This is a genomic window from Curtobacterium sp. ZW137, assembly GCF_003762905.1.
GTDB lineage: Bacteria > Actinomycetota > Actinomycetes > Actinomycetales > Microbacteriaceae > Curtobacterium.
The window spans coordinates 300,883-313,076 of record NZ_RJKS01000001.1; the positions used below are offsets into that span (position 1 = coordinate 300,883).

Sequence of the window (12,194 nt, forward strand, 5' to 3'; positions counted from 1 at the left end):
GCTCCTGAGATGGTCAGAAGACGCGGTCGTGTCCCCGGGAATGCCGGGGGCACGGCCGCGTTGTCGTTGAGCATGAGCGACAGCGTCATCAACGACAGCGGCAGCAACGACAGCGTGAAGGTCGATGTCTGGTCCGACATCGCCTGTCCCTGGTGCTACATCGGCAAGCGGAAGTTCGAGGCCGGCGTCGCCGCGTTCGGCGGGCCCGTCGAGGTCGAGTACCACTCCTTCGAGCTGAGCCCGGACACACCCGTTGACTTCGAGGGCACCGAGGCGGAGTTCCTCTCCGGCCACAAGGGCATGCCCGTCGACCAGGCGCAGCAGATGCTCGACCAGGTCACCGCGATCGCCGCCTCCGTCGGGCTGGACTACGACTTCGACGCCATGCACCACACCAACACCGTGAAGTCGCACCAGGTCATCCACCTCGCGAAGCAGCACGGCAAGCAGCTCGAGATGGTCGAGCGGCTGTTCGCGGCGTACTTCGAGCGCGGTGAGCACGTCGGGCAGGAGTCCTCGCTGGCGGACCTGGCTGCGGAGATCGGGCTCGACCGCGACGAGGTGCTCGCCACCCTGCGCGACGACGCGAAGCTCGCCGACGTCCGGGCCGACCAGGCGCAGGCACAGGCGTACGGCATCAACGGCGTGCCGTTCTTCGTCATCGACGGCAAGTACGGCGTCTCCGGCGCGCAGGACCCGGCCGCGTTCGAGCAGGTGCTGCGCCAGGTCGTCGAACTGCGGGAGCAGCCCGCGGACGTGGAGGCGACCCGATGACGGACCTCGACGTGCGTGGCGGGGCCGCGCCGGGCCTCCAGACGGTACAGCTCGGCACCGGTCTGGAGGCTGTCCCGGGCCTGGTCCCGCTGCTCACCGGGGGTGCAGCACCGGTCTGCGAAGGCGACTCGTGCTTCGTGCCGGGCGCCGAGGGTGACTGGTCCGAGGTCCCGGACTAGGTCACTCGCCTAGGCGCTCGCGGGTTCCTCGTCTAGGCGCGCGCGGGTTCCTCGTCGGTGATGTCGGCGACCGTCGCGCCGTAGGCGGCGATGAGGTCGTCGGCGTCGACGAAGGCGCTCGCGCCATGCCGGCCGGCGCCGAGGGCGACCCGGCGGCCGACGATGCGCTCGTCGGCGAAGACCGGCAGATCGCCGGTCGCGCCGATCGGGGTGATCGTGCCGCGTTCGTAGCCGGAGGCCTCGAGCGCGGTGGCGGCGTCGGGCATCGAGAGCTTGTTGACACCGACCAGGGTGCGGAGCTTCTTCCACGCGATGCTGCGGCCGCCAGGCACCAGCGCGAGGACGAAGTCGCCGTCGTGGCGCTTCACGACGAGCGTCTTCACGATGTCGCCCGGGCTGATCCCGAGGAGGTCCGCCGCCTCGGCGAGGGAGTTCGCGGCGGGACGTTCGACCACCTCGACGCGCAGTCCTCGGGCTGCGGCGTCGGCGTCGAACCGGGCGATGGGGTCGGTCGTCATGTGGAGAACGCTACCGGCGCGTGCCGACGTGGGAGAATGGAGACCGTATGACCATCACACAAGCCCCCCGGAAGCCCCTGCGCATCGGCCCGATCGAGGTCGATGTGCCGGTCGTGCTCGCGCCGATGGCGGGCATCACGAACATGGCGTACCGCCGGCTCTGCCGCGAGTACGGCGCCGGTCTGTACGTCTGCGAGATGATCACCTCGCGCGCGCTCGTCGAACGGACGCCCGTGTCGATGCAGCTCATCCAGCACCACGAGTCCGAGACCCCGCGCTCCATCCAGCTCTACGGCGTCGAGCCGAACACCGTGGCCGAAGCGGCGACGATCCTCGTCGGCGAAGACCGTGCCGACCACATCGACCTGAACTTCGGGTGCCCGGTGCCGAAGGTGACGCGGAAGGGCGGGGGAGCGGCACTGCCGTGGAAGCTCGACCTCTTCAAGGACCTCGTCGAGAAGACGGTCCGCGCCGCCGGTGACGTCCCGGTCACGGTGAAGATGCGCAAGGGCATCGACGCCGACCACCTCACCTACCTCGACGCCGCCCGCATCGCGCGGGACGCCGGCGTCGCCGCGGTCTCGCTGCACGCCCGCACCGCGAACGAGCACTACTCGGGGCAGGCCGACTGGTCCGCCATCGCCACGCTGAAGGAAGCCGTCACCGACATCCCGGTGCTCGGCAACGGCGACATCTGGTCGGCGGCCGACGCACTCCGGATGGTCGACGAGACCGGCTGCGACGGTGTCGTCGTCGGGCGTGGATGCCTCGGACGGCCCTGGCTGTTCGGCGACCTCGCGGCGGCGTTCCGCGGTGAGGGCCTCCGCTACATGCCCTCGCTCGGTGAAGTGGCGGACGGGTTCCGTCGGCACGCCGAGCTGCTCGTCGAGTTCTTCGGGTCCGAAGAGCACGGCTGCCGCGACATCCGGAAGCACGTGGCCTGGTACTTCAAGGGGTACCCGATCGGCGGCGACGTCCGCTCCGGGCTCTCCATGGCCTCCTCGCTGCAGGAGATCGACGACCTGCTCGGCCAGCTCGACGCGGACGCCCCGTACCCGGGCGCCGACGCCGAGGGCCCCCGTGGCCGAGCCGGTCACCCGAAGCGGACGGCGCTGCCCGACCGCTGGCTCGAGACCCGCGACGTCGACGCCGAGTTCCGCAAGGTCCTCGCCGCCGCCGAACTGCACCACAGCGGCGGATGAGCGCCCTGTCGTCCTACGGCCCAGCCGACGCCGAACGCTGGCTCCCCGAAGAACACGGCAACCGCCGTTCGGACTTCGCGCGCGACCGTGCCCGGCTGCTGCACTCCAGTGCGCTCCGGCGCCTCGCCGCGAAGACCCAGGTGCTCAGCCCGACGACCGGGCTCGACTTCGCCCGGAACCGGCTCACCCACTCGCTCGAGGTGGCGCAGGTCGGCCGTGAACTCGCGGACTCGCTCGGGCTCGACCCCGACGTCGTCGACACGGCGTGCCTGGCGCACGACATCGGGCACCCGCCGTTCGGGCACAACGGCGAGACCGCGGTGAACGCCTGGGCAAGGGACATCGGCGGGTTCGAGGGGAACGCGCAGACGCTGCGGCTCCTCACCCGGCTCGAGCCGAAGGTGTACGGCGCCGGGGACCGCCCCTATGGCTTGAACCTCACCAGGGCGTCGCTCGACGCGTCGTGCAAGTACCCGTGGCCGGCGGCTCAGGGCGTGGCCGAGTCGTCGTCCGGACGCACCAAGTTCGGCTTCTACGACGACGACCACGCAGCGTTCGAGTGGCTCCGCGCCGGCGCTCCCCGACGGCAGCGCTGCATCGAGGCCCAGGTGATGGACCTCTCCGACGACATCGCCTACTCCGTCCACGACTTCGAGGACGCCGTCGTCGCCGGGTTCATCGACGTCGCCGCCCTCGGGGACCGCGTCGGTGAGAACGACATCGTGTCGGCCATGCACGCCTGGGTCGGGGACGACCTCAGCCGCGACGAACTGCTCGAGGCGTTCGACCGGCTCCGCGCCCTGCCGCTGTGGATGACGTCGTACGACGGCTCCCGTCGTGACGCCGCGCGGCTGAAGAACCTCACCTCGCAGCTCATCGGCCGCTTCGCCCGCACGGCGACCGCCGCAACCCGCCAGGCGTACGCCTCCGGGTCCCTCGTCCGGTTCGCCGCCTCGGTCGTCACCCCGCCGGAGATCATCGGCGAGATCGCGGTGCTCAAGGGCATCGTCGCGGCGTTCGTGATGACCCAGGGTGACCGGCAGCCCGTGTACGAAGAGCAGCGGCGCATCCTCACCGAGCTGCTCGACGCACTCGCGCACGGCGGGGACGCCGCGCTCGAGCCCGGGTTCGCCGCGGACTGGCGGCAGGCGCAGGACGACACCGGGCGGCTCCGCGCCGTCGTCGACCAGGTCGCGAGCCTCACGGACCAGGGTGCCCTCGCATGGCACCGGCGGCTCGTGGTGGGCGAGCGGGAGACCGTCCACATCCCCGTCTGAGCGGTCGGCGGCGTCCCCGGTCCGAACTAAGATCGTGGGGTGGCTGGACTCATCGCGCGGAACGACATCGACGAGGTCCGCGCGCGCGTGAACATCGCCGACGTCGTCGGTGACTACGTCACGCTGAAGTCCGCAGGGGTGGGGTCCCTCAAGGGCCTGTGCCCGTTCCACGACGAGCGCTCCCCGTCCTTCCACGTCCGGCCCCAGGTCGGCCGGTACCACTGCTTCGGCTGCGGTGAAGACGGCGACGTCTTCAGCTTCATCATGAAGCAGGACCACACCACCTTCTCCGAAGCGGTGGAGCGGATGGCCGCGAAGATCGGCTTCACGCTCCACTACGAAGAAGGCGACGGGCCGCGCACCGACTACAACACCCGCGCCCGGCTCATCGCCGCGAACGAAGCCGCGCTGCAGTTCTACATCGCGCAGCTCACCACGCCGGCAGCCGATCCGGCACGACGCTTCCTCGGCGAACGCGGCTTCGACCCGTCGGCCGCGCAGCACTTCGGCGTCGGCTTCGCGCCGAAGTCCTTCGACGCGCTGAAGGACCACCTCAAGGGCCGCGGCTTCACGATGGAAGAACTCACGTCCGCCGGGCTCGTCAGCCAGGGGGACCGCTCCCCGTACGACCGCTTCCGCGGCCGCCTGATGTGGCCCATCCGCGACGTCACGGGTGCCACGATCGGCTTCGGCGCACGTCGTCTGCTCGAGGACGACAAGGGCCCGAAGTACCTGAACACCCCGGACACGCCGATCTACCACAAGAGCCAGGTGCTCTACGGCATCGACCTCGCCCGCCGCGACATCTCGAAGCAGAAGCAGGTCGTCATCGTCGAGGGGTACACCGACGTGATGGCGTGCCACCTCGCCGGGATCACGACCGCGGTGGCCACGTGCGGCACCTCGTTCGGCGTCGACCACATCAAGGTCCTCCGCCCGATGCTCGGCGACGTCGGTGGCGGCGACCCGAACGCCAACGGTGAGGTCGTCTTCACGTTCGACCCCGACGAAGCCGGGCAGCGTGCCGCTTCCCGCGCCTTCGCGGAAGAGCAGCGGTTCGCCGCGCAGACCTACGTGGCCGTGGCACCGGGTGGGCTCGACCCGTGCGACCTCCGGCTCGCCCGGGGCGACGACGCGATCCGGCGGCTGGTCACGAACAAGCGGCCGATGTTCGAGTTCATGATCCGGCGCACGCTCGACGGCCACGACCTCGAGACCGTCGAAGGGCGTGTCGCCGCGCTGCGGTCCGCCGCGCCGGTGCTCGCCGGGATCCGTGACCGCTCGCTCACGCAGGGGTACGTCCGGGAGCTCGCGGGGTGGCTCGGCATGGAGATGGCCGAGGTCCGACGGGCCGTCGACGGTGCCCGCCGGGCGTCCTCGTCCTCGTCGTCGGGGTCGTCGGGGTCGTCGTCCGGCGGTGGGCGCGGAGTCCCCGTCGGACAGGCCGGACCCGGCGGGCAGATGGTCGCACCGCTCGACGAACCCGTCGCGGGCATCCGATCGCTGCCGAACGACCCGATCACCCGGATGGAACGCGACGCCGTGATGGCGATGGTGCAGCAGCCGACGTCGGTCGGGGCGCCGCTCCTCGGGCTCGCCGCCGCAGCGACGTTCTCGGCGCCGATGCTCGCCGTCGTGCGGGACGCCGTGGTCGCCAACGTCGACGCGCTCGGGCGGTCGGACTGGCTCGACCGCCTGACCTCGGACGTGCCGGCGCCGGTCCGTGGCCTCGTGTCGGAGCTCGCGCTCGCGCCGATCCCCGCGCGCAACGACGAGGACCTCGCGATCTACTGCCGGGGCATCGTCGTGGCGCTGGTCGAGCGGGACCTGCTCGCGCGCAAGGCCTCGCTCCTCGGGCAGCTGCAGCGCGCGGACCCGAACGAGCACGCCGAGCGTCGGGCAGACCTCCAGCGCCAGCTCGTCGACATCGACGCCCAGCGCATGCGCTTGCGCGCCGACGCCCAGGCGTCGTAGGCGCTGCGCTGCCGCGCGCCGCGCGCGCTGCGCTGCCGCGCGCCGCGCGCGCTGCGCTGCCGCGCGCTGCGCTGCCGCGCGCTGCGCTGCCGCGCGCCCGAGTCGCACCGTGCGAGGTTCCGTACACCGTGGGAGCCGCCGGGCGACGCACCGAGTACGGAACCTCGCACGCTGCGTGCGCCGGACCCGCGGCCTCGCACGGTGCGGGGCACGCGCCCCGGGCGCCCTGGACGTGTCCCCACGGCGGGCCGGGCGGGCGTGGCGGAGGTGGGTCGAGCCTTCAGGCCGCTGGAGGAGGGATCCGACGGACCGGGCGCCGGTGAGATCGCACCTGGTGTCGCGTCGTCCGGCGGGATCTGACACGAAGTGCGATCTCACCGCCTGCCCGCCTGCCCGCCCGCCCGCCTGCCCGCCCGCCGGCCCGCCGGCCCGCCCGCCCGCCGGCCTGCCGGCCCGCCGGCCCGCCGGCCCGCCCGCGGCCGCGTTGCGGGACGCAACAAGCGTGCGCGGAGCGCCGCGCGTCGAGGCGGAATCATGCGTCACGCGCGGGACTCTTGCGTTACAGCGGTGTAACAAAACCGTCCCCGCCGAAGAAAGTTCCGTGGCAGGGTGTCTCTCAATGAGTGTCCCGGCCGGGCACACAGCAGTTCCACCGTCCGGCCCGGGGCTCCTGCAACCATGACCAGAGAGGCATCGGATATGGCATCCGTGACCAAGTGGGGCAAGCGCACGATCGCGCTCGGCGCCGGAGCAGCAGCGACGGCGCTGGTGCTCACCGGCTGCGCGGGCGGCAGCGGCTCGTCCACCACCGACCTGAACGGCCTGATCATCGGCACGACCGACTCGATCACGTCGCTCGACCCGGCCGGCTCGTACGACAACGGCTCGTTCGCCGTGCAGAACCAGGTGTTCCCCTTCCTGATGAACACCCCGGTCGGCAGCCCGGACGTCAAGCCGGACATCGCAACCAAGGGCGAGTTCACGAACCCGACGACCTACACGGTCACGCTCAAGAAGGGGCTCGAGTTCGCGAACGGCAACAAGCTCACCTCGAGCGACGTGAAGTTCTCGTTCGACCGTGAACTGAAGATCAACAACGAGAACGGCCCGCAGTCGCTGCTCGCCAACCTCAAGAGCATCGACACGCCGGACGCCACGACCGTGGTGTTCAACCTCGACCACGCGGACCAGACCTGGCCGCAGGTGCTGTCGAGCCCGGCCGGCCCGATCGTCGACGAGGACGTCTTCTCCGCCACGAAGCTCACCCCCGCGGCGGACATCGTCAAGGGCAACGCGTTCGCCGGTCAGTACGAGATCACCTCGTACAAGGAGAACCAGCTCATCCAGTACAAGGCGAACAGCAAGTACGACGGGCTGCTCGGCAAGGCGAAGACGAGCGAGGTGACGGCCAACTACTACACGAAGGAGACCGACCTCAAGCTCGCGGTCCAGAAGGGCGACGTCGACGTGGCGTACCGCTCCCTGACCCCGACGGACATCGCGTCGCTCCGCAAGGACGACAAGCTGACGGTCACGGACGGCCCCGGCGGCGAGATCCGCTACCTGGTCTTCAACTTCAAGTCCCAGCCCTTCGGCACCGGCCAGTCCGACGCCGACGCGAAGAAGGCCCTCGCGGTGCGCTCGGCCGTCGCGGACGTCGTTGACCGTGACGCGCTCGCGAAGGAGGTCTACAACAACACGTACACGCCGCTGTACTCGATGGTGCCGGACGGCCTCACGGGTGCCGCGACGCCGTTCAAGTCGCTCTACGGCGACGGCAACGGCGCCCCGGACGTCGACAAGGCCAAGAAGGCCCTCAGCGACGCCGGTGTCTCCGGCAAGGTCCAGCTCGACATCCAGTACGCACCGGACCACTACGGTTCGGCGTCGGACGACGAGTACGCGCTCCTCAAGACGCAGCTCGAGAAGTCGGGCCTGTTCACCGTGAACATCCAGTCGACGGTCTACACGACCTACGCCCAGGAGCGCACGAAGGACTCGTACCCGGAGTACCAGCTCGGTTGGTTCCCGGACTTCTCGGACGCGGACAACTACCTGTCGCCGTTCTTCACGAAGGAGAACTTCGTGCAGAACCACTACGACGACAGCGTGATCCAGGACCTCATCGCCCAGGAGCAGGCGGAGTCCGACCCGACCAAGCGTGCGGACCTCATCGAGCAGGCCCAGCAGCGTGAGGCGACGCAGATCTCCACGCTGCCGCTGCTGCAGGGCAAGTCCGTGGCGGTCGCGAGCAAGGACGTCAAGGGCCTCAAGCTCGACGCCTCGTTCAAGTTCCGGTACGCGACGCTCAGCAAGTAACCCGACGAACGACAGGGGGCGCTCCCACGAGGGGCGCCCCCTGTCGGCGTCATCCGAAAGGCACCCATCCCGTGACCCTCACGAACCCCGAGGCGATCGACACGGAGCCCACGAAGCCACAGGCACAGCGACGTGCCAACGGCGGCGGCGGCATCGGTCGGTACATCCTCATCCGCTTCCTCCTCATCTTCCCGACCGTCTTCATCCTGGTGACGCTCGTGTTCTTCCTGATGCGCATCATCGGGAACCCGATCGTCGCCTCGGTCGGCGGTCGGCTCACCCAGGCGCAGCTTCAGGAACGCCTGCACGCCGCCGGGTACGACCGGCCGGTCATCGTCCAGTACCTGGAGTACCTCGGCAACATCGCCCGCGGTGACTTCGGGACGACGGCGACGGACCACCGCCCGATCACCGAGATCATCGTCACGTACGGCGGTGCCACGGCGGAGCTCGTCTTCTACGCGCTCATCGTCGCGCTCGTGCTCGGCATCCCGCTCGGCATGCTCGCCGCGTACCTGCGCGACAAGTGGCCGGACGTGCTCCTCCGCGCGCTGGCGATCCTGACCTACGCGACCCCGGTGTTCTTCGGCGGTCTCCTCATGAAGCTCGTGTTCTCGGTGTGGCTCGGGTGGCTGCCGCTCGGCGACCGGGCATCGACGCGGGTGGAGCTGGCGCTCGACCAGGTCCCCGGCGCGACGGGCATCTACATCATCGACGCGCTCCGCACGGGCAACGGCCAGATCATCGGCGACGTCCTGCTGCACGCGGTGCTGCCCGCGCTGACGCTCGGCCTGCTGACCGCCGGCATCTTCCTGCGCCTGGTGCGCGCGAACATGATCGGCTCGCTCGGCTCGGAGTACGTCGACGCCGCCCGGTCCCGCGGCGTCCGCGAGTCCCGGCTCGTCCGGACCCACGCGTTCCGTCCGGCGCTCGTCCCGATCATCACGGTGATGGGGCTCCAGATCGCCATGCTGCTCGGCGGCTCGGTCCTCACCGAGACCACGTTCGGCTGGCGCGGGCTCGGCTTCGAGCTCAACCAGTACCTGTCGGCCCGTGACTTCGTCGCGGTCCAGGGCATCGTCGCGATGCTCGCGGTGATCGTGGCGGTGACGAACTTCGTCGTCGACGTGGTCGCGGCCCTGATCGACCCGAGAGTGAGGTTCTGAACATGTCCGACACCACACTCGTCGACCGTCACGAGCCGCTGTGGAAGCGCCTGCCCGTCGTCGTCCAGCTGCGCCGGAGCACCGGGTGGCAGCGCGCGATGCTCATCGTCGGCGTGGTCATCTGCGCCGTCTACCTCATCGTCGCGGTGTTCGCTCCGCTCATCGCCCCGTACGGCTTCGGCCAGCTGCAGGGTGACGACGGCGTGAGCTTCCCGCGCACCGGCGCCCCGAGTCCCGAGCACATCTGGGGTACGACCGTCGGCGGCTTCGACGTGTTCAGCCGCGTCGTGTTCGGTACCCGGACCGCCGTCCTCGTCGTCATCGTGGCGGTCATCGTCTCGATCATCATCGGCGTGCTGCTCGGCATGGTCTCCGGCTACATCGGCGGGTGGCTCGACCGGGTCCTCGTCGTGGTCGCGGACGCGATCTACGCGTTCCCGTCGCTGCTCCTGGCGATCGTCGTCTCGATCGTCGTCTCCGGCGGCAACTCGAGCTACTACGGCGGCATCACGGCGGCGGCGATCTCGATCACCGTGGTCTACGTGCCGCAGTACTTCCGCGTGGTCCGTGCCGAGGCGGTCCGGCTGAAGAACGACGCGTTCGTCGAGTCGGCTCGCGTGATGGGCACGAACCCGTGGCGGATCATGACGCGGCACGTGCTCCGGAACTCGACCCGTTCGCTGCCGCTCATCCTGACGCTCAACGCCTCGGACGCGATCCTGACCCTGGCCGGCCTCGGCTTCCTCGGGTTCGGCATCGGCCCGACAGCGGGTGCCGAGTGGGGCTACGACCTCAGCCGCGCGCTGTCCGACGTCGCGTCCGGCGTCTGGTGGACCGGTGTCTACCCGGGTGTCGCGATCGTGGTCCTGGTCCTCGGGGTCACGTTCATCGGCGAGAGCCTCAACGACATCTCCGATCCCCGCCTGCGTGCGCGCCGGCGGCTGAAGCAGCTCGTGAGCACCCGCGACAAGCGTGGCACCACCGGAACGGAAGGGGCCGCAGCATGAGCACCCCCAGCAGCATGAGCACCCCCAGCAGCAAGAGCACCGCCAACACCACCGAGCCCGTCGTCGTCGTCGACGACCTCACCGTCACCTTCGCGACCGACGGCGGCGCCGTCGACGCGGTCAAGGGCGTCAGCCTCGACGTCCGCCCCGGCGAGGTCCTCGCCCTGGTCGGCGAGTCGGGTTCCGGCAAGTCGGTCACGGCCAGGAGCATGCTCCGCCTGATGCCGGAGACGGCGACCCTCGGCGGCGCGGTGCTCCTCGACGGCACCGACGTCGTCACGGTCGGCTCGCAGAAGCTCCGGGAGCTCCGCGGAACCGCGGGCGCGATGGTCTTCCAGGAACCCTCGACGGCCCTCAACCCGGTGTTCACCGTCGGGTGGCAGATCGCCGAGGGGCTCCGCGCCCACGGCGGCGTCTCGAGGAAGGAGGCCCGGGCGAAGGCGATCGACTACCTCGGCCGGGTCGGCATCCCCGACCCCGAGGTCCGCGTCGACCACTACCCGCACCAGTTCTCCGGCGGGCAGAAGCAGCGCGTCGTGATCGCCAGCGCGCTCGCGCTCGAGCCGAGCGTGATCATCGCCGACGAGCCGACCACGGCCCTCGACGTGACGGTGCAGGCGGAGATCCTCGACCTGCTGCGCCGGTGTCGTGACGAGTTCGGCACGGCGATCGTCATCATCACGCACAACATGGGCGTCGTCGCCGACCTGGCCGACCGCGTCGCCGTGATGTACCAGGGCGAGGTCGTCGAGGAAGCCCCCGTCGCCGAGCTCTTCGGGAACCCGCAGGCCGACTACACGAAGCGCCTGCTGGCGGCGGTGCCCCGGCTCGAGTCGTCGACGGGGGTCGCCCGGCGGGCCATCATCGCCGAGGACGTCGAACCCGTCGTCGAGGCCCGGGCGCTCGAGATCGAGTACCCCGGCCGGCTCGGCGCGCACGCGTTCAAGGCCGTCAAGGGCGTCGACCTGGCGATCCGTCCCGGCGAGGTCCTCGGCCTGGTGGGGGAGTCCGGCTCCGGCAAGACCACCATCGGCCGTGCCATCGCGGGGCTGACGCGGGTCACCGGCGGTTCCCTCCGCGTCCTCGGCACCGAGATGCTCGGCTACCGCGAGCGGGACTTCAAGCGGCTCCGGAAGGACATCGGGTTCGTCTTCCAGGACCCGGCGACGTCCTTCAACCCGCTGCTCACGATCGCCGAGTGCGTCGCCGAGCCGCTCGTCGTGCACGGCGTGGCGTCCTCGCCGCGTGCGGCGCGCAAGCAGGTCGACGAGCTCATGGAGGCGGTCCAGCTCCCCGCGGCGTACGGCGACCGGTACCCGCACGAGCTGTCCGGCGGGCAGCGCCAGCGCGCGTCGCTCGCCCGGTCGCTCGCGCTCCGGCCGAAGCTCCTCATCGCCGACGAGCCGACGAGCGCGCTCGACGTGTCGGTGCAGGCGCGGGTGCTGGAGCTCTTCCTCGAGCTGCAGCAGGACTTCGGCTTCGCCTCGTTGTTCATCAGCCACGACCTCGCGGTCGTCGGTGCGCTCTCCGACCGGATCGCGGTGCTGTACCGCGGCGATCTGGTCGAGACGGGCACCACCGCCGAGGTCCTCGGCTCGCCGCAGCACCCCTACACGCAGCGACTCCTGGCGTCGCTGCCGGTGCCGGACCCGGCGGAGCAGGCCGAGCGACGGCGTACGCTGGAGCGACTGGAGCAGGCAGGGGCCTGATCGCCGTCTGTGGTTCAGCAGACGGGCCCTGATCAGGTCCAGCCGGGAGGCGCGACGCACGTCGACGAC

At 70.5% G+C, this 12,194-nt stretch carries 10 protein-coding genes; 9 read left to right on the top strand and 1 reads right to left on the bottom strand.

The features are described 5' to 3' along the window. The first annotated feature begins 72 nt into the window (after positions 1 to 72). Both EDF55_RS01340 and EDF55_RS01345 read left to right on the top strand, forming a co-directional pair. Positions 73 to 774: a DsbA family protein gene (locus EDF55_RS01340; RefSeq protein WP_123653150.1), complete on the top strand. Its 702-nt coding sequence runs from the start codon at positions 73 to 75 to the stop codon at positions 772 to 774. After that, positions 771 to 953 (top strand): hypothetical protein, encoded by a 183-nt coding sequence (locus tag EDF55_RS01345; RefSeq protein WP_123653151.1) that lies wholly within the window; start codon positions 771 to 773, stop codon positions 951 to 953. The genes EDF55_RS01340 and EDF55_RS01345 overlap by 4 nt, the downstream gene beginning before the upstream one ends. 32 nt (positions 954 to 985) lie before the next feature. On the opposite strand, the gene EDF55_RS01350 is transcribed toward EDF55_RS01345, so the two are convergent. Next, positions 986 to 1,471, bottom strand: a complete 486-nt coding sequence (locus tag EDF55_RS01350) for an aminoacyl-tRNA deacylase (RefSeq protein ID WP_123653152.1) — start codon at positions 1,469 to 1,471, stop codon at positions 986 to 988. A 47-nt stretch (positions 1,472 to 1,518) separates the two neighbouring features. Between EDF55_RS01350 and dusB the strand changes: the two genes are divergently transcribed. From dusB to EDF55_RS01385, 7 genes are all read left to right on the top strand, one after another. Then, positions 1,519 to 2,673, top strand: coding sequence for a tRNA dihydrouridine synthase DusB (gene dusB / locus EDF55_RS01355; RefSeq protein ID WP_123653153.1), 1,155 nt, complete (start codon positions 1,519 to 1,521; stop codon positions 2,671 to 2,673). Beyond that, complete coding sequence (locus EDF55_RS01360) at positions 2,670 to 3,950, top strand: deoxyguanosinetriphosphate triphosphohydrolase (RefSeq protein WP_123653154.1); 1,281 nt, start codon at positions 2,670 to 2,672, stop codon at positions 3,948 to 3,950. The genes dusB and EDF55_RS01360 overlap by 4 nt, the downstream gene beginning before the upstream one ends. Positions 3,951 to 3,989: 39 nt before the next feature. Further along, positions 3,990 to 5,924, top strand: a complete 1,935-nt coding sequence (gene dnaG, locus EDF55_RS01365; protein ID WP_123653155.1) for a DNA primase — start codon at positions 3,990 to 3,992, stop codon at positions 5,922 to 5,924. Between the two features lie 699 nt (positions 5,925 to 6,623). Beyond that, complete coding sequence (locus EDF55_RS01370) at positions 6,624 to 8,243, top strand: ABC transporter substrate-binding protein (protein ID WP_123653156.1); 1,620 nt, start codon at positions 6,624 to 6,626, stop codon at positions 8,241 to 8,243. A gap of 95 nt (positions 8,244 to 8,338) precedes the next feature. Then, on the top strand, positions 8,339 to 9,409 hold the full coding sequence (locus EDF55_RS01375; RefSeq protein WP_243698359.1) for an ABC transporter permease: 1,071 nt from the start codon (positions 8,339 to 8,341) through the stop codon (positions 9,407 to 9,409). Between the two features lie 2 nt (positions 9,410 to 9,411). Beyond that, entirely contained in the window at positions 9,412 to 10,416 is a 1,005-nt protein-coding gene (locus EDF55_RS01380; RefSeq protein ID WP_123653158.1) for an ABC transporter permease, read from the top strand. Positions 10,417 to 10,430: 14 nt separating this feature from the next. Further along, a complete protein-coding gene (locus EDF55_RS01385; RefSeq protein ID WP_123653814.1) occupies positions 10,431 to 12,125 on the top strand; it encodes an ABC transporter ATP-binding protein in 1,695 nt (564 codons plus the stop codon). Positions 12,126 to 12,194: the final 69 nt, after the last annotated feature.